This window comes from Saccharibacillus sacchari (assembly GCF_037722395.1).
Lineage (GTDB): Bacteria > Bacillota > Bacilli > Paenibacillales > Paenibacillaceae > Saccharibacillus > Saccharibacillus sacchari_A.
The window spans coordinates 526876-553375 of record NZ_JBBKAR010000056.1 but is presented as its reverse complement, the minus strand read 5'-3'; the positions used below and the strand labels follow the sequence as shown (position 1 = coordinate 553375).

General features: G+C 51.7%; 21 protein-coding genes and 1 riboswitch. Of the genes, 5 read left to right on the top strand and 16 right to left on the bottom strand.

Annotated features, from left to right (window positions below):
* Positions 1-96: 96 nt before the first annotated feature.
* Positions 97-1191, bottom strand: a complete 1095-nt coding sequence (locus WKI47_RS23735; RefSeq protein ID WP_340229650.1) for an HD-GYP domain-containing protein — start codon at positions 1189-1191, stop codon at positions 97-99.
* Between the two features lie 134 nt (positions 1192-1325).
* A complete protein-coding gene (locus WKI47_RS23730; protein WP_340229649.1) occupies positions 1326-2762 on the bottom strand; it encodes a bifunctional UDP-sugar hydrolase/5'-nucleotidase in 1437 nt (478 codons plus the stop codon).
* A gap of 625 nt (positions 2763-3387) precedes the next feature.
* Here WKI47_RS23730 and WKI47_RS23725 point away from each other — a divergent pair.
* Positions 3388-4443 carry an HD-GYP domain-containing protein gene (locus WKI47_RS23725; RefSeq protein ID WP_340229648.1) on the top strand — a complete coding sequence of 352 codons (1056 nt, stop codon included), beginning with the start codon at positions 3388-3390 and terminating at the stop codon, positions 4441-4443.
* A gap of 68 nt (positions 4444-4511) precedes the next feature.
* On the opposite strand, the gene WKI47_RS23720 is transcribed toward WKI47_RS23725, so the two are convergent.
* The 7 genes from WKI47_RS23720 to WKI47_RS23690 all read right to left on the bottom strand — a co-directional run bounded on the left by WKI47_RS23720 (position 4512) and on the right by WKI47_RS23690 (position 11415).
* A complete protein-coding gene (locus WKI47_RS23720; RefSeq protein ID WP_340229647.1) occupies positions 4512-5081 on the bottom strand; it encodes a hypothetical protein in 570 nt (189 codons plus the stop codon).
* A 386-nt stretch (positions 5082-5467) separates the two neighbouring features.
* Complete coding sequence (sufB, locus tag WKI47_RS23715; RefSeq protein WP_340229646.1) at positions 5468-6865, bottom strand: Fe-S cluster assembly protein SufB; 1398 nt, start codon at positions 6863-6865, stop codon at positions 5468-5470.
* A gap of 18 nt (positions 6866-6883) precedes the next feature.
* Complete coding sequence (sufU, locus tag WKI47_RS23710; protein ID WP_340229645.1) at positions 6884-7309, bottom strand: Fe-S cluster assembly sulfur transfer protein SufU; 426 nt, start codon at positions 7307-7309, stop codon at positions 6884-6886.
* Complete coding sequence (locus tag WKI47_RS23705; RefSeq protein ID WP_340229644.1) at positions 7299-8519, bottom strand: cysteine desulfurase; 1221 nt, start codon at positions 8517-8519, stop codon at positions 7299-7301. The genes sufU and WKI47_RS23705 overlap by 11 nt, the downstream gene beginning before the upstream one ends.
* Positions 8519-9820 carry a Fe-S cluster assembly protein SufD gene (gene sufD / locus WKI47_RS23700; RefSeq protein ID WP_340229643.1) on the bottom strand — a complete coding sequence of 434 codons (1302 nt, stop codon included), beginning with the start codon at positions 9818-9820 and terminating at the stop codon, positions 8519-8521. The genes WKI47_RS23705 and sufD overlap by 1 nt, the downstream gene beginning before the upstream one ends.
* 32 nt (positions 9821-9852) lie before the next feature.
* The gene (gene sufC / locus WKI47_RS23695; protein WP_340229642.1) at positions 9853-10641 is read right to left on the bottom strand and encodes a Fe-S cluster assembly ATPase SufC; all 789 of its coding nucleotides are present in this window, start codon (positions 10639-10641) and stop codon (positions 9853-9855) included.
* 309 nt (positions 10642-10950) lie between these two features.
* A complete protein-coding gene (locus WKI47_RS23690) occupies positions 10951-11415 on the bottom strand; it encodes a Dps family protein (protein WP_340229641.1) in 465 nt (154 codons plus the stop codon).
* Between the two features lie 378 nt (positions 11416-11793).
* On the opposite strand from WKI47_RS23690, the gene WKI47_RS23685 reads away from it, so the two are divergent.
* A complete protein-coding gene (locus tag WKI47_RS23685; protein WP_340229640.1) occupies positions 11794-12336 on the top strand; it encodes a hypothetical protein in 543 nt (180 codons plus the stop codon).
* 433 nt (positions 12337-12769) lie between these two features.
* Here WKI47_RS23685 and WKI47_RS23680 read toward each other — a convergent pair whose 3' ends face one another.
* On the bottom strand, positions 12770-13150 hold the full coding sequence (locus tag WKI47_RS23680; RefSeq protein WP_340229639.1) for a DUF423 domain-containing protein: 381 nt from the start codon (positions 13148-13150) through the stop codon (positions 12770-12772).
* Positions 13151-13470: 320 nt separating this feature from the next.
* On the opposite strand from WKI47_RS23680, the gene WKI47_RS23675 reads away from it, so the two are divergent.
* On the top strand, positions 13471-14061 hold the full coding sequence (locus tag WKI47_RS23675) for a DUF4064 domain-containing protein (RefSeq protein WP_340229638.1): 591 nt from the start codon (positions 13471-13473) through the stop codon (positions 14059-14061).
* 252 nt (positions 14062-14313) lie between these two features.
* Complete coding sequence (locus tag WKI47_RS23670; protein ID WP_340229637.1) at positions 14314-15162, top strand: DegV family protein; 849 nt, start codon at positions 14314-14316, stop codon at positions 15160-15162.
* 68 nt (positions 15163-15230) lie between these two features.
* Here the strand turns inward: WKI47_RS23670 and WKI47_RS23665 are convergent, their stop codons facing one another.
* A complete protein-coding gene (locus tag WKI47_RS23665; RefSeq protein WP_340229636.1) occupies positions 15231-17141 on the bottom strand; it encodes a PAS domain S-box protein in 1911 nt (636 codons plus the stop codon).
* Between the two features lie 179 nt (positions 17142-17320).
* Here WKI47_RS23665 and WKI47_RS23660 point away from each other — a divergent pair, with 179 nt between their 5' ends.
* Positions 17321-18871 (top strand): phospholipase D family protein, encoded by a 1551-nt coding sequence (locus WKI47_RS23660; protein WP_340229635.1) that lies wholly within the window; start codon positions 17321-17323, stop codon positions 18869-18871.
* A gap of 120 nt (positions 18872-18991) precedes the next feature.
* Here WKI47_RS23660 and WKI47_RS23655 read toward each other — a convergent pair whose 3' ends face one another.
* The 5 genes from WKI47_RS23655 to WKI47_RS23635 form a co-directional block, all read right to left on the bottom strand.
* Positions 18992-19831: an alpha/beta hydrolase gene (locus WKI47_RS23655; RefSeq protein ID WP_340229634.1), complete on the bottom strand. Its 840-nt coding sequence runs from the start codon at positions 19829-19831 to the stop codon at positions 18992-18994.
* A gap of 203 nt (positions 19832-20034) precedes the next feature.
* Positions 20035-21042 (bottom strand): DMT family transporter, encoded by a 1008-nt coding sequence (locus tag WKI47_RS23650; protein ID WP_340229633.1) that lies wholly within the window; start codon positions 21040-21042, stop codon positions 20035-20037.
* 187 nt (positions 21043-21229) lie between these two features.
* Positions 21230-21385, bottom strand: a riboswitch (FMN riboswitch).
* Between the two features lie 238 nt (positions 21386-21623).
* Positions 21624-22172, bottom strand: a complete 549-nt coding sequence (locus WKI47_RS23645) for an acyl-CoA thioesterase (protein ID WP_340229632.1) — start codon at positions 22170-22172, stop codon at positions 21624-21626.
* A gap of 543 nt (positions 22173-22715) precedes the next feature.
* Positions 22716-25259 (bottom strand): beta-mannosidase, encoded by a 2544-nt coding sequence (locus WKI47_RS23640; RefSeq protein ID WP_340229631.1) that lies wholly within the window; start codon positions 25257-25259, stop codon positions 22716-22718.
* 225 nt (positions 25260-25484) lie between these two features.
* A complete protein-coding gene (locus WKI47_RS23635; RefSeq protein WP_340229630.1) occupies positions 25485-26489 on the bottom strand; it encodes a LacI family DNA-binding transcriptional regulator in 1005 nt (334 codons plus the stop codon).
* Positions 26490-26500: the final 11 nt, after the last annotated feature.

Here is a 26500-nt window from a genome sequence, read left to right as displayed (position 1 = left end):
GGACCGCTGCGACAAAAGCCGCGGCAGTCCAAAAGGGTAAAAGCTACTTTTCTTTAATATAACCGTTTTACAGCCAACGATTGCCAGACCGGATTTTTAGCGATCCGAAATTCGTTCCACCATGGTCGAAAGATGCTGTGAAAGATCGACTTCATAAGGCTGCACGCTGCCGCCTTCCGCATCTTCGATGATTCGCACAATCGGACGATTGGGCGTCTTCGACGGAACGCTGGTGACCACGCCCGTCTCTCCTGAATTGAGTTTTACCGTCAGCCCTACCGGATACAAGGCTACTTTGTCCCGGAACACTTCCAGCTTGCGTTGATCGTATTGGGTACAAGACCCACCGTATAAAATATCTACCGCTTGATGCGGCAGCATTCCCCGGCGGTATACCCGGTTAGTCGTCATCGCGTCATACGAATCGGTAATGGCAATCCACTTGGCAAAGTCATGGATCTCACCCTCGTGAATCCCTCGCGGATATCCGCTACCGTCAAGCCGCTCATGATGCTGGAACGCGCAATGCGCAGCAAGCAGCGGAACAAAAGGCTCATCCTTCAAGATCGCGAAACCCAATTCTGTGTGCCGCTTCATTTCCGAAAATTCGTCGTCCGACAACTTGCCCGGCTTCAGCAGCACTTTCGGCTCAATACGGGTCTTTCCGATATCATGCAGCATAGCGCCCATTCCAAGCGTAAACAGATCTTCCCGCGAATAGCCAGCGGCCATTCCCAGCGTTAGCGTATAGAGGCAGACATTGAAAGAATGCGTGTATAAGTAATGATCCGTCGTATGAATATCGCCTAACATAATCAAAACGTCTTCCCGGGAGCCCAGGTCATTCAGAATCTCTTCCGTCATTTTGCGAAAGCTATAGCCCAGATGGGGATAGGACATCCTCCCCATCGTATCATTCATCATGCTGCGGTAAACGGTTCGGATTTGCTTAATAGCCTGGCGTCTCGTCTCGTCGGCAATCATCTCCGGCGGTACGATGTCGTCGGTCAATTGGTCCTGAATGTACAGCATGTCGACCCCGAGCTTTTCCAGCCTGCGGAGGATCGAAGACGTCAGCTCGGCCCCTTCGGCCAACAGCGTCAAACCCTCTTCATTATAAATGCGTTTGCCCAGCTTCATGCCGGGCTGTACTTGTCCGATCGACAGCAGGCGCACAAACTTCCACTCCATTTAAGCCGTCCCGTGATCCAGATCGCTCGGCAACCGATTCTGGCGGCGAGGGCCGTTGATATTTTGAACTTTACTATAGATCAGGCGAACCTTGCCTAAACAAGGACCCGTCCTCAGCGATACGCTCCCGGCCGTCAGGCTCGTATCCAGCGTGCAGCGGAGGCTTCTCCGGCAGCGCCGGGACGCCCGAGTTCCATGCGCAACAGATCGCGCAAAAATTCAGGCAAGATAAACGTCTTATCCGTTCCGCGGCTGAGCGATTCGTAACCGGCACCAAACGTAAACATATCCAGCGTCCCCACCCGGTACTCTTCGTCGGGCTCAATTGCCCGTTCGGACGTTCTAGCCTCCAAAATACGCGAATACGGCTCTGCTTCCGGATCATAGCGTACGGATAATCCATCCGTACACAAGCCACCCAGCCTCTCGCCTCTAAATCCGAATCCGGTTAGCTTCTTGCCTGTGTATTCCGGCAGGAGCGACTGTTCCAGACTGCGTAAAATATCGCTGCCGCGAAGCGTCACCACGCATGGATTGATCGGTGACGGGCACAGCGCGTGCAGCATGCCTTCCGTGATCTCTCCGGGAGGCAACGGGCCGAGCACCTGACCGGAATTGACCAACGAAAACTCTCCTCCGGCAAACCGGCGAACCGATTGGGCAAGCAAATTTCCGAGTTCGGACTCCTGCTCGTAATCGACTGCCAATTCCTGCTCGGATACGGCAGTTACCCGCCGAAGACGCTCTGCCGCCTCCTGATGATGCCTAGAGATGGCGCGGTCAATCCGATCGTCTGAATTAACCTCGTCGCCAAGCGCGACAAGCCCGGCCTTTTTGACTTCGCACTGGCCCGATACGGAATCGCGTTCAATCACGATTCGCCCGATATGTTGGCCGAACTTACCGGCCGCACATACGACGGTTTTCCCGATTGCGATAGGCTCAGCAAGCAGGTGATGCGTGTGACCGCCCAGAATCAGGTCGATTCCTTCTATCATGCCGGCTATTCGCTCATCCGACGCAAGTCCCAGATGAGATAGCAAAACGATAATATCGGCACGTTGGCGCAGTTCATGGACTCGCTGCTGAAGGCCAGCAAACGGATCGGATACTTCTACGCCCAACAATCGATAAAAATCGGAGAACGGCGCGGTCAGGCCCAGTATGCCCACCTTAAATCCGCTGGTTTCAATGACTGCCGAATCCTGTAGCCAAGCAGGCAATGAACCATCCGCCATCCTTACGTTTCCGCATACAACCGGACATTCCAGATGCGCATAGACTTCTCCAAGTTGCTCCGGTGTAAACGTCAAGCCTTCATTATTGCCAATCGTCACGGCATCGTAACCGGTGCGATTGAGAATATCGACATTGGCCAATCCCAGACTGCCTTCCGTCTCGATCGCCATTCGATCCATATGATCGCCCACGTCGAGTGTGCATACCGGCTTACCCTGCGATTTTTCCGCAGCGATAAACGCGGCGATCCGGCCCATCTGCTCAAAGTGGCTGTGAAGGTCGTTGGTATGCAAAATCGTCAACGTGTCTCGCTCTTCTGTCTTTGAGCCCATTGAAGCCGTCCTCCTTCGGACCTTACATCCTGCGCGAGCGACGTCGCACTACGATTCCCGGTGCTACGCCGACGCGATATCGTATTCGCTTTGACACTCAATCATAAGGCTATACCCGGAAACAAACAAGTCTGTTTTCGGGCCCTATGCAAGCATTTTAACATGACACCGGGCACTCGAAAAGAATAAGACATTCCTTGCTTCCAAAATGTTTGTCAAACACCTATAAAATAAGATGAAAAATAAGGATATTCTGCACTTGTATGATAGAATTGTCTCGTACATTACCCTCCAATTTAATGATGGAGTATGATATATTGAGAGGGTCAGTATCATATTTATGGAAAGATTTTAACCGCAAACAAATTGCACCTGTTCTGCCGATATACGAGTTAGACATTCTCTGTGCTTTTAGGCCCAGAAAATGAAGCGAGGACTCCATGATGCGCATGACCTACTTCGCGCCCCATGATTGGTTTCAGCCGACGCGATTGAGGGACCGGATCGTGCCGATCTGCAAAATCTGAGATCTCGGGGATGACGAAGTCTTACGGGAAGCGATATCGCCCGGTAGTCTCCATCGTTCTCCGCAGCATTCGTTCGTTACAGAAAGGAGACATCGCTTTTGAAAGTTTACGTGACCGATCTCAAGCCCGGCGACCGCCTGATCGCCGACACCTTCAACCGACACGGCGTACACATTCTCGCCAAAGGCACTGCGCTTTACGATGCGGAAATCGCTCGTCTGGTTCAGCACAGCATTGATTATGTCGAAGTTCAACCCAATGTGGAAGAAGCGTACACCAATGCTAGCTCAGCCGCTTATTTCTTCCCGGAAATCAAGTCAACGTTCGACGATGCAGTGCTCATGTTCGAATCTCTGTTCCACGAATCCATGACGACCGGCACGTTCAACAGCGAACTCGTCGAAGACATCATGCAGCCGCTTTTCAACGTATTGGCTTCCCAAAAAGACGCGGTAGCTTTGCTGCTGTTGCTGAACCGGGACGCGAACTACACGTATGTTCATTCCATGCAAGTCGGTATGCTGTCTTACTACCTTGCGCTCTGGCTCGGGCATCCGCATGACGAAGCTTCTGCCATCTGTCAGGCAGGCTATTTGCACGACATCGGCAAATCGACCATTCCAAGCGAAATTCTGAACAAGCCGGGTCGGTTGACGCGTGAAGAGTACGAGATCATCAAAACCCACACCGTAAACGGGTACGAAATCATTCGCAACTCGTTGGGGGACACGGTCGCTGCGACCGCAGCTCTCCAGCACCACGAGCGCGGAGACGGCAGCGGTTACCCGTACGGAATCAAAGAAGAGGAAATGCACCCTTGGTCGCGGATCATTGCCGTGGCGGACGTTTACAGTGCCATGACCAGCAACCGCGTTTACCAAGACAAGCAGGAACTCATCAACGTGCTGAAGGAATTGTATTCGCTCAGCTTCGGACAGTTGTCGGCGGAACCTACGCATACGTTCATTCGCAATATGTTGCCTTACTTTATCAATAAAAAAGTGAAGCTAACCAATGGGGAGCTCGGCTATATTGTCATGAACCATCCTACCGATTTCTTCCGGCCTCTAGTTCGTGTCAGCGACCGTTTCGTCGATCTTTCCACGGAACACGATCTGGACATTGAAGAAGTGTTTTCGGATAGCGAGGCCTGATTCCTTCATTGCATTGCAGCAGAAAAAACACGTATCCGCCAAAAAGCGGGCACGTGTTTTTATTTGGTCTATTTTTTCAAAACCAATTTGACTGTCGATGCGTGAACATCCTCGTCTTTGGACGCGACGTAACGGTTCAACAGCTTCTGGGATTGGATCATCGCGCTCGGCGTTTCCGTTCCGGTCTCTTTCCAATAGCTTTGGAGCAGCTCGTACAGATTACCGTACTTGCCTGCGCCTTCTGCCAGGAAGAAATAAGCAATCTCGCTGCCACGTGGCTTCAGATGGCGCTCTGCACGGCTGTTGTGGTCATACGTGCAAACTTCGACGTCTCCGTCTTTGTTCACGCCGCCGAATGCCGTCATGATCGATTTGCTTTTTTCGGAAAAAGCGGACAGCGTCATCTGCAAAATGACCAGAATGCGATCATAAGGCGTGCCTTCCTTCAGCAGATCCTCAACGTGCTTGGCAATAACCGCGCGCGCTTCACGATCCCCTCCGGCTGTAGCCACAAACTCGCGTTCCCCCACTCTCACCACATGCTCTTCCGGCTGCGGCGTATGTTCCGAACCGGCGGCGGCATTGTCGCTCATCACGGTTATAAATTTCTCTTTTGCGATTACGGAAATGAAGCTCATCTTCTTATACTCCTCCTTCTCTAAAAGCACGTACGCAAATGGCTCATGCCGCGGCGTATGCCAAACGACGGCAGCCGTCATTTGCCAGACCGCACAGAAGCGGCAACTCTGCATCATGCGCCATTTGCGTACATGCCGTAGCCAACTAATTCGGCACAATCCCAATGATTCCTGCTAGTCGCGCAAATTTAAAAGAAAATGTCAGCCTTTTCAGTATAACAGACAGACGGCATCTAGGGCGAGTCGCAAAAATAATAAGAGGGCGAACTCGGAAAGTTCGCCCTCTATATTAAACCAAAATCTCGGTTGGCACATAATCGGCACGACACCGCTCAAGGTGCCGATTCAATATCCTGAAACCCTTGCCACACAAGGGTTTTCAGAAATTAACCGATCGAACCTTCCATTTCGAACTTGATCAATCTGTTCATCTCGACCGCGTATTCCATCGGCAGTTCCTTCGTGAACGGCTCGATGAAGCCCATAACGATCATCTGCGTCGCTTCGTTCTCGCTGAGGCCCCGGCTCATCAGGTAGAAGAGCTGATCTTCGGATACCTTCGATACCGTTGCTTCGTGCTCCAGCATCACGTCGTCGTTCAGGATTTCGTTATACGGAATCGTATCCGACGTGGATTGATTGTCCAGGATCAACGTATCGCACTTGATGTTCGACTTGGCGCCTGTCGCTTTGCGACCGAACGAAGCCAGACCTTGATACGTAACCTTGCCGCCGTGCTTACTGATCGACTTCGAAATGATCGTCGAAGTCGTGTCGGGAGCCAGGTGGATCATTTTCGCGCCTGCGTGCTGATGCTGGTTTTTGCCGGCAACCGCGATCGACAGAACGGAACCTTTGGCGCCGCGTCCTTTGAGAACGACAGCCGGGTATTTCATCGTCAGCTTGGAACCGATGTTGCCGTCTACCCATTCCATATTGGCGTTTTCTTCCGCAACCGCGCGTTTGGTTACGAGGTTGTAGATGTTGGACGACCAGTTTTGGATTGTGGTGTAACGGACACGGGCATCCTTTTTCACGATGATTTCAACGACCGCGCTGTGCAGCGAGTTCGTGCCGTAGACCGGAGCCGTACAGCCTTCGACATAGTGCACGAAGCTGCCTTCGTCCGCAATGATCAACGTACGTTCGAATTGACCCATGTTTTCCGAGTTGATGCGGAAGTACGCTTGCAGAGGTACTTCGCACTTCACGCCTTTTGGTACGTAGATGAAGCTACCGCCGGACCATACCGCGCTGTTCAGAGCCGCGAATTTATTGTCGGAAGGCGGAATGACTTTGGCGAAGTGTTCTCTCAGAATTTCCGGGTGCTCTCTAAGAGCCGTATCGGTATCCATGAAGATAACGCCTTGGTCTTCCAGTTCCTTCTGCATGTTGTGGTACACGACCTCGGATTCGTATTGTGCCGACACGCCTGCAAGGAACTTTTGTTCCGCTTCGGGAATACCCAGCTTATCAAACGTTTCTTTGATCTCGCTTGGAACTTCTTCCCACGTTTTGCTTTGTCCTTCGGACGGTTTCACGTAGTATTGGATATCGTCGAAGTTCAGTTCGCTCAAGTCGCCGCCCCATGTAGGCATCGGCATCTTTTGGAACTGCTCGAACGATTTCAGACGGAAGTCCAGCATCCATTCCGGTTCGTTTTTCATTTTCGAAATAGACGTGACAATCTCCTTCGTCAGGCCTTTGCCGCTCTTGTAGATCGACTCGTGTTCATCGCGAAAACCATATTGGTACTCGTCGCTAATCGGTGCTTCTTTAGCCATGTGGATTCCTCCCTTTCGTTAGTGGGCTTCCCGTTCTATCCCTTTGCGCAGGGCATTCCAGGCCAGCGTTGCACATTTGATGCGCGCCGGGAATTTATTAACGCCCGACAACGCTTCGATATCTTCGTATTCGCCGAATTCGACTTCTTCGCCTTTCATCAGCGCGGAGAAGCGTTCAGCCAGTTCCAGCGCCTGCGGCAGCGTTTTACCTTTGACCGCTTCGGTCATCATCGAAGCGGAAGACATGCTGATCGAACAGCCGTCGCCGGTATAACGAGCGTTTTTGACAATTCCCTGTTCCAATTGAAGCTGAAGCGAGATTTTGTCGCCGCAAGTCGGATTATTAAGGTCGATCGTGACGCCTTCGTCTTCGAACTTGCCTTTATTCCGCGGGTTTTTGTAATGGTCCATGATGACGCGACGGTACAGGTCGTCAAGTTGCATCTCCAAAATACTCCTTTGTTCGGATCAAGGCGTCGATCAGACGGTCGATGTCTTGTTCGTTATTGTACAGATAAAAGCTGGCGCGGGCCGTCGAACTGACTTCCAGCCAACGCATGAGCGGCTGACAGCAGTGATGACCGGCCCGGATTGCGACACCGTAAGAATCCAGAACGGTCGCGACGTCGTGCGGATGCACGTCGTCCAGGTTGAACGTTACGATGCCGACCTTGCGGTCTTGCGGCCCGAATACTTTCAGACCGTCGATTTCCTGAATGCGGTTCATGGCGTAAGTAGCAAGACGATGCTCATGCTCCGTTACGTTATCCATGCCCAGCTCGTTCAGGAAGTCAATCGCAGCGCCAAGCCCGACTGCTCCGGCGATAATCGGCGTGCCGCCTTCGAAACGCCACGGAAGATCTTTCCATGTCGATTCATATAGGCCGACATCGTCGATCATTTCCCCGCCGAACTCGACCGGTTCCATGTTCTCCAACAGTGCCTTTTTGCCGTACAGCGCGCCGATACCGGTCGGTGCGCACATTTTATGGCCCGAGAGCGCATAAAAGTCGCAATCCAGATCCTGCACGTCAACCTTCATATGCGGCGTACTTTGCGCGCCGTCTACGACGATAACCGCGCCGTGCTTATGCGCGAGCGCTCCGATCTCTTTGACCGGATGCACAACGCCCATAACGTTGGACACGTAAGCGATCGCCACGATCTTCGTTTTGTCGGTAATGACTTTCGCCGCAGCTTCAACGTCGATCGTACCATCCGGATTCGGCTCGATATACTTCAGAACCGCTCCTTTGCGCTTCGCCAACTGTTGCCACGGAATCAGGTTGCTATGGTGTTCGATCGGCGTGAGCACGATCTCGTCGCCTTCGTTCACGTTAGCATCCCCGTAAGAAGCGGCAACCAGGTTAAGGCCTGTCGTTGTCCCGCGATTGAATACGATCTCTTCGGGATGGGCCGCACCGATAAACGCTGCGACTTTTTCCCGTGCGCCTTCATAAGCATCGGTTGCCCGGCTGCCCAGCGTATGCACGCCACGGTGCACGTTGGAGTTATCCAACTCATAGTAACGGCGTACCGCATCCAGAACGGCGCGCGGCTTCTGCGAAGTCGCGGCGCTGTCCAGATAAACGAGCGGATGTCCGTTCACTTCCTGGTTGAGTATCGGGAATTGCTCCCGAACCGAGGCGTTCATTACTGCCCCAGCTTTCTTTCGACGATACGTTGCAAGCGGGTACGCAGCAACTCAAGCGGAATTTCCGCGATGATCGGCGCCAGGAAGCCGTAAATGATCAGGCGTTCGGCATCCACTTTGGAAATACCGCGCGACATCAGATAGTAGACTTGCTCCGGATTGACTTTGCCGACGGAAGCCGCGTGTCCGGCCATAACGTCATCTTCGTCGATCAGAAGGATCGGATTCGCGTCGCCGCGGGCCGCTGGGCTCAGCATCAGCACTTTCTCCGTTTGCTGGCCGTTAGCCTTCGTTGCGCCGTGTTCGATTTTCGTGATGCCGTTGATGATCGATTGCGCTTCTTCGCGCATAACCGCACGGGTGAACATATCGCTTTCGGACGATTTGCCGAAGTGAACGGCGCGCGTCGTGAAGTTAAGCTTTTGCGTACCGGAACCAATCGCGATGATTTTGGCATCGGAATGCGTACCGTTGCCGTTCAGCGAAGTTGCGGTATCCGCGATGGTGTCGCCGTCGTTCATTTCGCCGACGATCCATTCGATATCCGCATCGTTCGACAGCAGGGCACGGCGATAAGAAAGATCCGTCACTTCTTTGCCAAACTGGTGCACCGTCGCGTATTGAACTTTAGCGCCGTCCAGCGCGATGACTTCGACCACGCCGTTATGCAGCACTTTGCCGTCCAGCCCTGTCGATACGTAGTTGTCCACGTAAGTCACCCGGCTGTTCGCATCGGCCACGACCAGAATATGCGGCGCGAATGTCGCCGAAGCATCGTCGGTCAGGAATACCGCTTGCAGCGGCACTTCCAATTCAACGTTTTTCGGTACGTACAGGAAGACTCCGCCTGTCCATGCCGCATAGTGGAGTGCGGACACCTGGTGCTCGCTTGTTTTCACAGCAGTACCCAGATGTTTTTTGACCAGCACTTCATGCTCGCGCGCAGCCGTCTCCAGATCGGTGAAGATTACGCCTTTTGCACGCAGTTCTTCCGACAATTCCGTGTACACGACGCCGGAGTTGTGCTGAACGATCAGGTTATGCGTACCTTCCTCGATAAATTCCTTTGTCGCGGCAGGCAGTTCTTCTCTCGATGCCGTTTTGGCAACCGATTTAAATGCGCCGTAAGCGCTCAGGTCCCAACGGTCGAGTTTGGTTTTTTCCGGTTTTGGCAGCTCCAGCGAAGCAGCCAGCTCCAATGCCTGCAGACGGCGTTCAGTCAGCCATGCGGCTTCACTGCGGGCTTCCGCCCATTCCTTGATCTGCGCGGCCTGTACCGGAAGAATGGTTTGCAATGTCATAATCGGTGTTCCTCCTTCCGCTTCTTATTGAATTAAGCTTCTTGTTCTTGTCCAACCGTCTCGTCCGTAATTCCGAGCTCTTCTTTGATCCAATCGTATCCGTCTTGCTCCAAGCGTGCCGCAAGTTCCGGTCCGCCGGATTTTACGATACGACCTTGCATCATCACGTGTACGAAGTCAGGCGTAATATAATTCAGCAGGCGCTGATAGTGGGTAATGATCAGGAAACCGCGATCTTCGGATCTCATTTCGTTCACGCCTGCCGCTACGATACGCAGGGCGTCGATATCCAGACCGGAGTCGATTTCGTCAAGAATGACGATTTTCGGGTCAAGCATCATCATTTGCAGAATTTCGTTCCGTTTTTTCTCGCCGCCGGAGAAACCTTCGTTCAGGTAACGGTGTGCAAATTCAGGGTTCATTTCGAGGCCCTTCATGCTGCTTTCCATTTGACGGATAAATTTGATCAGCGAGATCTCGTTGCCTTCGCCGCGACGTGCATTGATCGCGCTGCGAAGGAAGTCGGAGTTCGTTACGCCTGCAATTTCGCTTGGGTATTGCATCGCGAGGAACAATCCCGCAAGCGCACGCTCGTCAACGCCCATTTCCAGCAGGTCTTCGCCGTCAAGCGTAGCCGTGCCGTCCGTAACTTCATACTTCGGGTGTCCCATCAGTGCAGAAGCCAGCGTACTTTTACCTGTACCGTTCGGTCCCATGATCGCGTGGATTTCTCCACCTTTCATCTCCAGGTTAATGCCTTTCAGAATTTCTTTGCCTTCGATTTCCGCTTTGAGTCCTTCGATGACGAAATTGGTTGCCATGTTCAGCGTCCCTCCAAAAATATAATGGTGAATCCGTAATCTCTTTTTGATCAAGCGCTCTAATCAAAATAATTATAACCTTGTAATGATTATAAACTGATTATCGTTGATACTCAATTTATTTTACCCGAATTTATTTTACAGTTCAACGAATCGACATACATTTAAAAATTAAACTGTCCGAATCATGAATGTTGTGCAACCATTTGTATGGATAGTTCGGCGTTTCAAAAAGGAAAACCCGGTCCGCTTGGGACCGGGCTTTCTGCTTGATATAGACTTGTTCAGAACAAGCTATACAAGCCGTTCTTAATGTCCGAGGAACGAACGCAGCATCCACATATGTTTCTCAAGATCTTGCTTCATCGCGATCAGCATATCGCTTGTTGCTTGGTCATGTGCTTCTTCGGCAAGCTCCAGACCTTCTTGCATTTCTTCGGCTACCGTCGCAAAGTCTTCGATCAGCGTTTGTACCATCGTGCGATGATCTTCGCCGCCTGCCGCTTCCTGAATGCTGGACAGCTCCAGATATTCTTTCATGGTAGCGGCCGGGCTGCCTTTGATTGTCAGCAAGCGCTCTGCCACTTCATCCATTTTCTCTGTTACTTCATTGTAAAGTTCTTCGAACTTCACATGCAGCGTGTAAAAGTTTTCGCCTTTGACGTACCAGTGGAAGTTGTGAATTTTAACGTAAAGAACGTTCAGGTTCGCGACCTGGCGGTTCAGAATTTCCTCGATTGTTTTGGTTTGTGCCTCGGTTTTCGTTTTAGCCATGATTGATCCCTGCTTTCGTTAAAATTTATCGTTCCTTGTCTACAGCTTCGGCTTGGAACGAATGAGTTGTAATTCATGCGACGATTTGTTTTTCTTGATCGCCGTTGCTAGTTACAAATTACCCTCTTGAAATTAGGACGAAACAAAGGAATCACGAGTAAAGATGTCAAGGTTGCGTCAATTCAGAAAATATCGATATGTAGAAATATACCGAAGAACGCTAGCTCGCTTGCACCCATTAAACTGGATAATTTTCAGCAGCAAGAGGTCCTCCGGGACTAGGATTATGCCAAAAGTCATGGTATTATGGATAGACGTGGGATTCCGATTGACATCAAGCTCGAATCCAAATTTGAACGGGTTAAGACCGGGGGAATTATGAACAATAAGACATCGCAAGAACGTTCCGGATTTTTATTCAATGTTGACATTCTGATTGACGGTTCGACAAACGCCCAGGCTTTACAGTCCCTTTTGGCGCTTCTCAACGCCTCGGACAAGGTCGTCGATCTTCGTGTGAATTCGGGTCTGGAACTCGGACGAATCATCGAAGCCTCTTTGTCCAATCTCAAGACGAATTACGTTGAAAAATCCAGAGCCGGACTCTCCTCGGCAAAAGGATTACAGATCAAACAGGCAGCGGCTACCGAAAACGCTACAAAAGCCGCACAAAAAGCAGCCCAGCCTGCAACGTCCACTTCATTGACTTCGTACTTGACGCCTGACGACATTCGGGACAGCATCAGCAAAAACAGACTGGTCCGCCTGATCGTCAACAAACCGGGAGGCAATCGACTCAGCATCCCTTGCCGCATCATCAACTTTGACGAAACCGCGCAAATGCTGAGCGTTTACCACGTGGACGAAAAGCAAGTATACAGCTTCTCGCTAAACGAAATCGACGAGCTTACAGGCCAGTAAGTTTTCAGCTAGCAGTAGGTTTAAACGTCTTTATCTAGGGCGTGTACGCAAACTCCGCCGGGAGCAGATTGAGCTGAATTTTCGTTCTCGGCAAGGAATTTTTCTGAAGGCGTGCCGGGGCACGTCAAGGGGAAATGACGCCGCAGAGGGCGAAAAGGCAGGGCAAGCTGCACGGTGTTGAGTTTGCGTACACGTCCTGGGCAAACTATATCTGCAAAGCAAAAGACCGAGTGAACGTTTCCGTTCACTCGGTCTTTAATTCATCAAAAAACCATCAAGAAAACCTAGCGTAACTGGAAGCGAGAAGACGGAAAGAGAAATTCAGCGAAAAACGCCTTTGAACTTGGAAAACAACCTTTTAAATTTAAATCCAGTTTTCCAAGCGAGACAGCGTTTTGAACGAATTTCTCTCGCAGTCTTCTCGCTTCCCCGTCTAGGTAAGTTTTCGCTTACCCATCGACAACCCCATCAATATCCACCCCGCAATAAAAGCAACTCCGCCCAGCGGCGTGATCGGTCCGAAAATTTTAAGACCGGTTGTACTCAGCAGATACAAACTGCCCGAGAACATGACGATGCCGGCAAAAAATAACCAGGCCGCCCAGCTCAGGCCGCGCGATTCGCCCCATACGCCCATAGCCATAGCTACAATCAACATGGCAAGTGCATGAATGAAATGATACTGAATGCCTGTCTGGAACGTCTTCATCGCATCCTCGCCGATCTGTTCGCCAAGAATATGGCTACCGAAAGCTCCTAATCCAACGCCGATCATCGCGACGATACAAGCAACAACCGCAATTTTCCGCTGCATACATTCCCTCTTTTCCTTTGAACTTCAAAACGGGTTTGAAGGCTATTCCGATTCGCCTTGCAAATCGACTTTCATTATAGAATGTTATGAAGGCGAAGACCAGAAAAAGCCGAAAACTTCATGAATTTTTACGATCCATGCACGCATTCTCGGGTAATGTTCCTTAACGCCAAACTTAACTCGAATATCCTTCCTAACTGAAACCAGATGCTGATTCACTGCGTATTACGGAAGACGCTTGGCAATTCAGGGTTGCTTTTTGATCCGGAATATGAAAAAGTAATCACGTAAAAGCTTCCAAAATAAAGGAGAGTTGAAGCATGGATAATCGTTTCCCACCATCTGACGGCAAAGACGACCGTCAAAGCGGCCCCGATCTTCGCAAAGATTCTTACCGCAACGAATCTGAATCAACCAACAATTTTGGAGATCCGTATCGCAGCGAACCGGACGGACGCGGTTACGACGAACGGGTTAATCCTCCGTTCAGCCCGTACGATTCGTATCCGCAAGGCGATTACCCGCAAGAGCGTCTGAAACATTCCGGAGTCGGCATTGCCTCGTTCGTACTCTCGCTGATCAGCATTGCTTTGTACGTCGTCTTTGTCATTTCGGCAATCGGCGTCGCGTACTCGCTTGCCGATGTAGGCACCACAACAAACTTCGACGTGAACTCGGCCACAGAGGAACAACTCATGAGTGTAGGCTTTAGTGCTATCGTTCTTATCCTGAGCGTGCTCGGCGCAGCCGTACTGAATCTGATCGGCGCAATCTTGGGCATCGTCGGAATCCTATCCAAAACGCGCAAAAGAGTATTTGCTATTATCGGCACCGTATTAAACGGCTTGTGCCTGCTTGGCGGTGGCGGCTTCATTATCTTCAGCACACTGATGGGAGCCAGCGGCCTGTAAAACAAACCTTTTCCGATAAACGTTCCCGTGAGTGCATCCAAAAAAAGGCCGACGCTTCACCAGCGTCGGCCTTTCGCCTGCCGATTTGCTTCAGATCATGATATACTGTTAGCTGCGGAGGAAGTCTCTACATATCTTGTCTCGCCCGATTTGCCGCCTGATATTGATAATCCGCTGAAGACCATGTAACAGCTTCGCTTATTTCGCCCGCTTGCTTTTGAAGTGTGCGGGAGCGTCCATGAGGAGATGAATATGTCCAACATTCGAATTTTTTCTGACAGTACCAGCGATCTGCCTGCCGGGCTAATCGAGCAATACGGCATTGGAATCGTACCGCTGTACGTCGTTTTCGAGGATCAGACTTACCGTGACGGTGTAGACCTTACGCCATCCCAGCTATTCGATAAAGTCGCCCGTCAGGGCAAACTACCCAAATCCGCAGCCCCTTCGCCGGCAGATTTCAGCCAGGCGTTTGCTCCTTATATTGAAAAAGGGGAGCGTATTCTGTATATCAGTCTATCTTCCGAGCTGTCATCGACTTACCAGAATGCCCGGATTGCGGCCGATGACTTCGAGCCGGGTAGCGTAACCGTCTTTGATTCCTTAAATCTCTCAACGGCAATCGGGATTCAGGTGCTGCAAGCCGCTCGCCACGCCGAAGCCGGGTTGGAGGTTAACGAGATCGTACGCAAGCTGGAACGCATGCGCCCCGAGGTTGAAACCGAATTCGCGATCGACACCCTGGAGTATCTGCACAAAGGCGGCCGTTGCTCCGGCATGCAGAATCTGATCGGAAGTCTGCTCAGCATTCGTCCGATTATCAAAGTAAACGACGGCAAGATGACACCGGCTTACAAAGTTCGCGGCAAGCGGGAAAAAGCGATCGACAAAATGCTGCAAAACCTGCTGGTCAATAAAGACCGGATCGACGGCCCTGTCGTAGTCGTAAACGCGGACGCCGAGGAAGATGCCTTGCAAATGCGCGAAATCATCCTTCGGGAAACGAATGTAACGGAAGTGCTAATGGCCTCGGCCGGATGTGTGATTTCGACGCATTGCGGTCCGGGCACGATCGGTCTGATGTACGCGAAGCAAAGCTAAAGTTTTATCCCTATCAAAAAAGAGACCGCCATCTTCTCCGGCCTAAAACAGGAGTATGGCGGTCTTTTTTATTCTTCGCACAACATCGGTAAAGTGAAGGAGAACACAGATCCGGCGCCTTCCTGGCTTTCTGCCCAGATCGTCCCCCCCATCTGTTCGATCCAACGTTTGCAGATCGCGAGTCCCAAGCCTGTTCCTTCGTAATTACGGTCCAGGGCCGAAGAATGAATTTGGGAAAAAGGCTGAAACAACAGTCCTATCTTATCTGCCGGAATGCCGATTCCGCTGTCTCGCACCTCAACCTTCAGTACGCAACGTGCCAGCTCGCCTTGACCCGTACGCGGTCGAAGCAGGCACTCCGCCAATACTTCGATCATCCCTCGCGGCGTGAACTTAATCGCATTGCCGACCAGTCCTACCATGATCCGCCGGAGTTTTCCCTCATCCCCAACCAGCTCCGCAGGGAATCCGTCGGCAATCCGCAGCGACAATTCTACACCCGAGGCCTCCGCCTGAACCGAAAAAGCCTCAACCGATTTTTCGATCAAGCGACGTGCCCGAAACGGCTTGTTTTCAAAATGCACGTTCCCGCTTTCCGCAGCATTAAAATCAAGAATCCGATCGACGACAGCCTGCAATCCGCGACCACTGAGCAGCAGAACTTCCATATAATCCTGCTGCTCCGGCGTCAGTTCCGTTTCCTGCATCAATTCCGCCATGCCCAGCACCCCGCCCAGCGGCGTCCGAATCTCGTGGCTCATCAGGCTCAAGAACTTCGTTTTGGCAGCCAGTCCGCGTTGCGCTTCGTTTTTCTGCCTGATAATCTCGGTCTCGCTGGTAACGTCTTTGAATACAACGACGGCTCCTGCCGGCTCTCCATTTTCAAATAACGGATTCACCCGATACTGCACCAGCAGACTGCTTCCATCCTTGCGCCAGAACACCTCGCCGTGAACTTCTTGGGCAATGCCTTCGCGCATGGAACGGTAGATCGGGCACTCTTCTACCGGATACGGACTGCCGTCGGAGCGACTGTGGTGAATCAGGTCGTGATTATAGATATTTTGGAATTCTTCTTTTTCGTATCCCAACATGCGTGCGCCTGCCTGATTAATGAATACAGAGCGCCCTTCGCGATTGATCTCATAGATCCCTTCCGATACCGCGTTCAAGATCGACGTGTATTGATCGGTCAATTCCCGGCTTCGCTGCATCTGGCGCTTCCATTCCGTAATATCGAGCGCGATCATGTATACCCCCAACACTTGCCGATCGACAATGATGGGCAGCGTGGTCAGATTGACGTCGATTCGCTGTTCGTCTTTGGCCAACAATTGCGCTTCGAAGTTACCGGAATGCCCGTTCAAAGCGTACTCAAACCGATTCTCCAGCAGCATGGATAATTCCGGGGCGAAAAAATCCGTATAAGACCGTTCGGACAACTCGCGCTGCGAAAAGCCCGTCATCGCTTCCAGATTCGGATTCACCGATAAACAACGTCCTTCAGCATCAAAAGACAAAATCCCCGCGGGGTTATATTCAAAAAGCGAATGGTATAACCTCTCCTGCTCCCGCAGCTTGCGATTTCGGCGTTCATCCTCCGTGATGTCTTTTACGATGGCATACACGCCTATCCGCGCACCGTCTTGTTCGATTGCTACATATGTAATAGACAGCATTCTTTTTTCGCCGTCTCTACGTATAATCTCAAGCTTGAAATCCAGTCTTTTTTCCGTATGCATCGCATGCCAGTAACGCAGGATTCGCCCTTGCTCACGGTTGGCCGATAAATCGCGGAGCTTCATCGACTGCATCTCTTCAAAGGCATAACCCGTGATCTGCTGCGTTGCCGGATTGGCATAAACCAGCTCTCCCGCCATGTTCATCACGTAAATGGCGTCGGGATGGTGCACAAAAAGCGGGCGATACACTTCACTTTGGGCAAACGTCTCTCCTAACAAACCAAATGAATTTTTCAAGGCGGACTCCTTTCGTTTGCTACATGATCTCTTGACTCATTTTATCTCAACTTTTCTTTAAAAAACAGGGAGTATCGAACGGGTTTCCCGAATTTGTTCCACTTCCTTTTTCCTGTTGCGTCATTCACGCTTGCTTGTTGTTATATAGAGATAGAGCATACATAGAAGGGATGAGCGGGATGGGCAACGATGAATTATGGACGTCGCACCGCAGTGGCACGATCATGCGCGCGTCGGGCAAACGGCAATATGAACCCAAGAGCCCGGGTAGGCAAAAAAACAAACGCAGCACGCCCTTGACTCGCGGCAAGATCATACGGCGCATACTGATTGCGTTGGCGATATGGCTGCTGGTGGTCCTGCTTTACCAAATGAATAAGCCGCTGCCAGAAGGCATTTCCTACGAAAGCCCGGTTTACCGTACGGATCAGGTCGATTTTTTGTACGATTTGACTTACCCGGCGCAGACCCGCGAGTTCACGCAGGATAGGCAAATTTTTGACCGAACGATCGAACTGATCAACGAAGCCGAACAATTTATCGTGATTGACGTGTTTCTTTTCAACGATTACACGCATGAAGGACAGCAATATCCGAAAGTCAGCGCCAAACTTGCCAAAACGCTGATCGATCGCAAACAAGCCGTGCCGGACCTCGATATCGTGTTCATTACGGATGAGGTGAACACGAATTACGGCTCGTCCTCCAATGCGTTACTGGAAAGTATGAAAAAAGCCGGGATTCGCGTCGTCATCACGAACACCGATCCGCTGCGCGATTCGACTCCGATCTATTCGGCCGTATGGCGCACGTTTATCCAATGGTTCGGTCAGTCCGGCAACGGCTGGATTCCGAATCTTATGGCAAGCGACGGCCCGGATATTACGCTTCGCTCTTATCTGAAGCTGCTGAACGTCAAAGCCAACCACCGCAAAGCTTTTATCACGGAAAACAATGCGATTGTCTCCAGCGGCAATATCCACGATGCGAGCGCCTATCATTCCAATGTCGCGCTGGAGGTCAGCGGTCCGATCATCGGCGATCTGCTGAAGGCAGAGCAAGCGGTACTGGACTTTTCGGGCGGCGGAACGCTTCCCGTGTATACGGGCAGCACCGAAGAAGACGCCAATGCGCCTTACGCGGTGCAATACCTGACGGAAGGCAAAGTGCATCAGCACGTACTCGCGGAAATCGATAAAGCAAGCGAAGGCGATACGGTCTGGATGGGAATGTTCTATCTCGCGGATTACGATGTGATGCAGTCGCTGATCGACGCTTCGGATCGGGGAGCGGAAATTCGCCTGGTGCTCGATCCCAATGAAAATGCGTTCGGTCGGGACAAAATCGGGATTCCAAACCGTCCTGTCGCTGCCGAACTGCACGAAGAGTCACCGGAAGGCATTCAGATTCGCTGGTATAACACAACCAAGGAACAATACCATACCAAAATGCTGTTCATTGATCGGGCCGAAGGCCAAAGCAGCATTCTGGCCGGATCGACCAACTTCACCCCGCGCAATCTTAAAGACTATAACCTCGAAAACGAATTGTTTGTGGAAGCTCCGACAGACAGCGAATTGACGGGCAATGTGCGCGACTATTTCGAACGGATCTGGAACAACGACGGAGCCGAATATACGCTGGATCTGGACGAACATCTGGAAGCGACGACCTGGATCAAAGATGTTTTGTACCGGATTCAGATGCGACTTGGATTTACGACGTTTTAAAAAAAGCAGCCCTTTCCTTTGACGGAACGGGCTGCTTTTTGTATGGGATCGTTCAAAAAAACTCTTCTGCGCGCGCGACAAAGTCCGTACCCTTACGTCGTGCAAAAATAGGCTGATGATTTACGCTTTGAGATGCCGATCGAAAAATTCGCCGACTTTACCGAGCACGTCGCCGCGGGTCAGCATCTCGGCTGTGGAGTGTCCCGTTTCTTCCAGCACGCAGAACTCGGAGGAGACTCCGGCCTGTGTCAGCGCCTCATGCAAGATGCGGCTTTGGCGCAAAGGCACGGTCGTATCCGCATCCCCGTGCATAATCAGAAACGGAGGAACTTCGCGGCCGTCCAGATAATGAACCGGGTTGGTGCTGCGTGCAAGCTCCGGCTTCATCCGGATCGTGCCCCCAAGCATCAGCGCCATAACGGGCATATGGAATTCGCTTTGGAAATCCAATTCGATATCAGTCGGGCCGCTGAAATCCACGACTGCCTGAACGCGCGTGGATTGCTGTAAATCGTCCGCGGTCTCGAATTCCGGAGAACCGCCCGTCACGCCGAGCAGCGCTGCCAACTGCCCGCCTGCCGAGTGTCCCCATACGCCCACGCGACTGCCGTCGATCCCGTACTTGTCGGCATTGGCACGCAGGAAGCGCAATGCACTTTTCGCATCTTCGATCTGGGCGGGAAAACGCGCTTCATGCGCCAAACGGTACTCGATCGCGGCTACCGCATAACCTTGCTCCGCAAAACGCACAAGCTGGGGCAGATTGCGGGCCGAATTACAGCTAACCCAAGCACCGCCGACAATCCAAACAATCAGCGGTGCCGGTCTGTCCGTGGCTGGGAGCAGCAGGTTCATACTGAGTGTCTTACCTCCTGCAAACCGTGCGAATTGCACATCCGGCACAAGGCGTACAAAAGATTGGTCCGGCTTGCGCGCCGACCAAGTTGTTTCTCCATTCATGAACATTCTCTCCGTTTCCCGATCTGAAATTTTTCGATAATCTCTGTCATTCGTTATGTTCATGATAGCATATCTAGTCGGTGATCATAAAACCTCTACCCTGATCGCTATTCCTGTAATCCCGTACTCATGAAAAAAGGCTCTCTCCCACACTCGTTTGGAAGAGAACCCGAAGATTCAAGTGTACCGAATTTCGGCTGAGCTTAAGCCGCTTCTTGCGCCAAACGCCCCGGTCCGATCTCCTGCGTCTGTTGACGGGAGATAATGAACAGAACCGACCAGATCAAGATGAAGCCGATCACCTGCGCCGGCGTTACGACCTCGCCTCCGTACAGCCAGTTCACCAGTACGCCGACCATAGGGAAACTCAATTCGGCCAGTGTCGCCACGGAAGCTTTAGTCGTTTTCAAGCCTTTGTAATAAGCCAACAGGCTGAGCAGTCCCGGCAGCAAAGCTTGCAGCAGCAGATTGACGCCGACCAGAGTGAGCGCGATTCCGCCTGCTGGCAGCGCCCAGGCCGCACCTTCGCTGGCTGTGATCGCGAGCAGCAGCGGCAACGCCAGAATGAAGCGAAGCGAAGTCACGGTCTCGTATTTCAGCTTGCCTACCATATAACGTCCCATGACCGTCGATCCGCCCCACAGTGCCGCAGCGCCCAAAGCGAGCAGACTCCCCAGTTGCATAAACTCACCCGCATGACCGAACGGAATCGTGAAGCCGAATGTCAGCAGATACGTACCGCCCAGAGCGACAAGGAACAACGGACCGAATTGACGCGGCAACGATTCTTTCAACATAAAGTGTGCCAACACAATCGCGAACAGCGGTTGAAGCTTTTGCAGCAGAAGTACCGTATTAAACGCTCCGCCTGCATGTTGCAAAGCCAGCGTAAACATCAAGGTCGCCAGAGCCGAACCGCCCCAAGAAATGAATAGCAATGCACCGACTTGACGCCATCCCAAGCCTTTCAGCTCCGTCCGGTTTTTCCAAAGGATCGGCGCTGCGACCAGTCCGATAATGACATGCTCCAGCAAAACGATCTGCGAAGACGTCATCGACTCCAGCAGCAAAATACGGAACAGCGGATCGATGCCCCACATGGCTGCGCCGAGCACGATCAACCAAAATCCGCTTCCAGCTTTGGAAAAGAAAGAATTCCCTTTGCCCCCTGTGCTTACTTGAGTAAAGTCGTTACGATTGGCTGTTTTCATTTCCCTAGTCTCCTCATCTGAATAAGGGGGATCATACGCGCAAAAAGCCCCGAAGACCGGAAGATCCGGCGTTCGGGGCGGTTTTTACGTTAATCGAAGGGTCGAGCGGTTCAACAAACACGAAGCGAATATCCGTTGGCAGGTTCGTAAAATAAACCTACAGTCGGCTCGCACCGGCATGTCTGCGCTTGATCTTCTCCCATCCGGACTGTACCGTCGGCTCTGGAATCTCACCAGATCAGTCCCGATCGTTTTGTTGCGAACGATGCGAGAGTCGCGGGCTAAGTTTGCGTCGCAAACCATTACCGCCGGTCGGGAATTTCACCCTACCCCGAAGATCCTTTATTCATTTATTTTTTATAATCTTATTTTAAAACAAATCCAGGCCAAAAGCATGTGAAAATTGTCACGATATTCGTACATTTCCCGATTTCCGTAAAAATGATCGAGAATGATGTCGTCTTTCGCAAACTTTCATCTGCGTTCAGTCTTTCAAGTCTGGTTTCATCATAAACCATGTCGCACACTTTTACAAGCTACTGAATAAAATAAAGTTAGTTTCCGGGTTGCGCATTACTGCCCTAAGCATCCTGCCCGTCTGTATGGCTGTCTTCCTGCGGCTCCCACGGATAACTTTTCGTTAAAAACTCGGCCAACGTTCGACTCGCTTCTCTCCGCTGCTTACGCATCTCTGCCCGCACCGGCGCGCTCTCATGCAGCTTCCGTTCCTCTTCGGTCTCCGGATACACAGGCGTCACTTCCGCCTTGCGCCCATGATCGTCCAAAGCGACAAAGGTTAAAAAAGCCGTCGCCGCAATCTGCCGCTCTCCGGTCTTCAGATCTTCCCGAACCACCTTCACGAACGTCTCCATCGAACTGCGCCCCGTCCAGGTCACGAACGATTCCAGCGTTACCGAATCGGTCATATAGATCGGATACAGAAAATCGACAGAATCCGTCGAAGCCGTAATCGTATTCGCTCTCGACAGCTTCGCCGCCGCAATCGAAGCGATATCGTCGATATACGCCATCAGCTTCCCGCCGAACAGCGTCTGATAACTATTGACGTCCGTCGGAAAAACGCGCGCCATTTTATAACTTCTCGTCGTACGAATCGGAATCCCTTTCATCCCTTGCACTTCCTTCTGTTTGGTTGAATGATCTCGTTTGTCTATTATACGCCTCTGTGACTCAGGCGGACAAACCCTCTGCTTAGGAAGACCGGGGGCGCTGCGGGGAGAATTCGTTAGCTTATGCTTACGATGTGCCTTTCTTCGAAAGCCTTTAGGTCGCGTGTTTCAATCGGGAAGCTGATCTGATTGCACAAAGGAGGCTTCCCGATTTCAAAGGCGAGCGCTTCGCTCCTACACGAACTCTCCCCTCCGCTGAGGGGTCTTCCCTAAGCATCGGCTTCGCCTTGCTCGATCTGTTTTTTTATTTTTAAAAAAACAGACGCCGTCTCTTTTTAGACGGCGCCAAGATTTAAAAATGATTTTATATTCCCGGCGAAGCGGGTGCGGAGGGAGAAATTCAGTGTAGGAGCGATAGCGTTCGCCTTTGCATTTGGGAAGCGCCCTTATTCAAATCTAATCCAGCTTCCCAAATGCAACACGCGACCGGAACGAATTTCTCCCGCAGCGCCCTCTCAGTTCGCCACGAATAGGAACTTATTTTTAAATTTTAATAAAATCAGCCATAGATTGGACAGAGACAGCGCCTGGAGCGCCGTGGGACAAGGTGCCGTCGGTTTGGCGAGCCCAGAATTCGACGAAGACTTTTTCGCCTGGGACGAGGTCGAAGTAGTTGTCGGTGAAGACGCCTTCGGCTTCGGCGGTCAGCCAGACTTGTTTCGCCAGAATGTCCGTTTCGAGCGCAATCGTTGTACGGCCTTCGCCGTCGTCGGTACGCGTGGCCCGGATGTTCGGCGTGGACAGTTCGATCTCGCGTGCAGGTACGAAGTAGTGCGTGCGCTGATCGATGACCCGGCCGCCTTGCTCCAGTTCGGCCAACAATACGGTACGCTCCGCAATTTCTTCGCCGAGTATTTCCGCAACTTTCACCGAGTAGACTTTCTCCGCGCTGTTCGCTTTGGCTTCTACAGGAAGTACCAGCTCGCTATGCACTTCGCCACTGAAGCTCAGCAGTTGGATACGCAGCGATACGGATTCCGATTGTAAATGATCGTTCAGAATATGGAAGTTCAGGTCTTCCCCATTGGTTCCGTCGATCGATACGGACAGATCCCGGAAGCTGCGGCGAGCGTAGTAATGCAGCGCCTTCCAGCGGCCGTAATAGTCGATGCCCGACCAGGAAGCGACCGGCCAGCTATCGTTCATTTGCCAGTACAACGTTCCCATGCAATACGGCATACTGCGGCGGTGCGCTTCGATTGCGGACTTCATCGCTTCGGCTTGCAGCACTTGGCTCATGTACAGGAACGACACGAAGTCTTTCGGCTCCGGCAGGTACTTGTCCATGTATTCCTTGATGAGGAAGTTGCCGCGTCCGTTTTTCTGGTGCGCCAGCATGATCTCCGAATCGAGCTGAAGCGCATCTTCCGGTGCATATTGCAGAACCGACTTGTGTTCCGGGAACGATTGGAATCCGTATTCGCTCATAAAACGGCCGATGTACTTGTTATAGTTCTCGAACGGTTCCGAATTGTGCCATACGCCCCAATAGTGGATATCGCCTTCCGACGTGCCTGGGTGCGCGTGCTGCTTCTCGTCATTGCTCAGCGACACGAGCGGCGAAGAAGGCCAGTATTCCGCACCCGGCGCCATTTTCGAGATCGCAGTCGGCAGCAAACGGTGGAAAATAGCTTCGTAGTCTGCCCAGATGCTGTTTTGCTGCTCTTGGGTATAGTCTTTTTTCCAGCCCCAACCGCCGTCCGGAATATAGTGCGCCCATGCCGAGTCGATCTCGTTGTTGCCGCACCAGAGCACGATACTCGGGTGATTGCGCAGGCGAAGAAGATTGTCTTCAGCTTCATGGCGTACGCTTTCCAGGAAATCTTCGTCGCCCGGATACATGCTGCACGCGAACATAAAGTCCTGCCAGACCATGATGCCGTATTCGTCGCACAGCTCGTAAAACGCGTTTTCCTCGTAAATCCCGCCGCCCCAGACGCGAAGCATGTTCATGTTCGCTTCGGCCGCCGAGACAATCTCGTAGCGATAACGCTCACGAGTCACATCTGTCTCGAAGTTATCGTTCGGAATATGGTTCGCGCCTTTTGCAAAGACGGGAACGCCGTTCAGTTCAATGTAGAAGGAAGCGCCCGCGCCGTCTTTTTCCCGTTTCAACTTGACGCTGCGCAGGCCGGTACGTACGCTTTTCTCCGCGCTGACCGATTCGCCTTCCAAAATTTCTGCGGTAAAAGTATACAAGTGTGCGTCGCCCAGACCTCTCGACCACCACAGCTTCGGATCATTGACTTCGAATTCGAAACGGATCGTATTTTCGCCGCGGCGAATTTGCTCGGTACGGTCAATATCCAGACCCTCCGCCGAGATACGCAAACGTCCTTCGAAGTCGCGGTCCGATTCTACGGTTACGATCGCGGTCAGCTGGGCTTTCGACGCCGTGACTTCATTTTGACGGATAAACAGATCGGTGATACGCTGCCCGGTCCAAGCTTCCAGACGAACCGCTCTCCAGATACCGCTGGTGACAAAACGTGGACCCCAGTCCCAACCATAGTGATAAGGAGCTTTGCGCGCGAAGATACTGACCCGCTTATCGCCGAGGCCGCCCAACTCCGATTGGTCGTTGGAAGCAGGCAGTGCGTAACCCAGCTTTTCGAGCTTTGGAAGATCTTCGTTAATCGGTGAACGGAAAAGGATACGCAGACGGTTTTCCCCGTCTTTCAGATGCGTTTTGACGGGTACGTTCCAGGTACGGAACATATTGTCGACCGACAGGATACGTTCGCCGTTCAGTTCTACATCCGCGTAGGTGTCCAGACCGTCGAACACGAGGCTGATATTATCTTGGCGAAGCAGCTCGGCAGGTGCGGCGAAGGTCGTCTCATAGACCCAATCCCGCTTATCGATCCACTGTAGGTCATGCTCGTTTGTTCCGTAGTACGGGTCCGGAATTTTGTTGTTTCGATACAGATCGCTATGCACGCAGCCCGGTACGACGGCCGGCAGCCATTCCTGTTCGCCTGAAGCTGCAAACGTCCATTCTTTCAATTCCCATTTGATTTCGTTCACGATGTTTTCCCCCAATACTCAAAGTGTAACCGCTTTTAATTTCCATCAACACCGTATCATTCTCCGCACTAAATTTCAATATAATCTCGTTTTTTTATATTTATTTTATTTTTTTAGGAAAACAAAATTTCTTTTTTAGATTTTTGTTAGGTTTTTGGCAAAAGAAAATCCCTGCCGTATACGGTCAGGGTTTCCTATAAGAATTTTGATTGGATAGATCACTTTTCACTTGCGCGGCTTGGCTGTGGTGCAACGGACAACGAGATTCGACGGCTCTGTGACAACAGAAGGCGCGAAATCGCTGTTTTCGATCATGGCGATCAATGTCTCGATCGCGTGCGAGCCGATCGACGGAATGTTTTGGTTCACCGTAGTCAATGCAGGACTGAAAATTTCCGAGTAATACGTATTGTCGAAGCCGATCACGGAAATATCCTCAGGCACAGACAGACCACTTCGATGAATCACATTGATTGCGCCGAACGCCATCATATCCGAAGTACAGACCACAGCGGTTGGGCGTTCGTTCAATGCAAGCAGGTCGTTCATTGCACGCGTGCCGCCTTCCATGGAATAGTCGCTGATACGCACGTAATCCGGGTTTACCGACAGATTGTGCGCCTTCATGCCTTCCATAAAACCTTCGTGGCGCAGAACGCCGACAGCCTTGTCCAGCTCGCCCGAGATAAACGAAATCCGCGAATGTCCCAGCTCTACGAGATGCTCGACGGCTTGCATGATGCCCGCTTTGTTTTCTGTTGTGATGTATCCGGCACGTCGACCGCGAATATCGGCATCGACAAACATCGTGGCGATATCGGATTCGAGCAGTTCTTCCAGATGCGGATCGTTGCGCGCTACGCCGAAGCCGACTACGCCATCCACATTCCGGCTGAGACAATGCTCGACAAACGAATAGTTCGGATCGTCAAAGCGCGTCGACAATAGAACCAGATCATACCCGCTGTTTTGCAGGGCTGTCTTGATTCCTTCGAGCAGCTCCGAGACGAACGGATTGGTGAACGAAGTGGTGACAAATACGCCGACTGTCCAGGAACGGCCTTTGACCAATCCTCTGGCAGCCACATTCGGATGATACTTAAGTTGCTTGATCGTTTGGCTGACTTTTTTGCGCGTTTTATCGCTCACATCCGGATAGTTGTTAATTACCTTGGAAACGGTTGCGACTGAAACTCCCGCTTCCTTGGCCACGTCGTGAATCGAAGCCATCGTTTTACCTC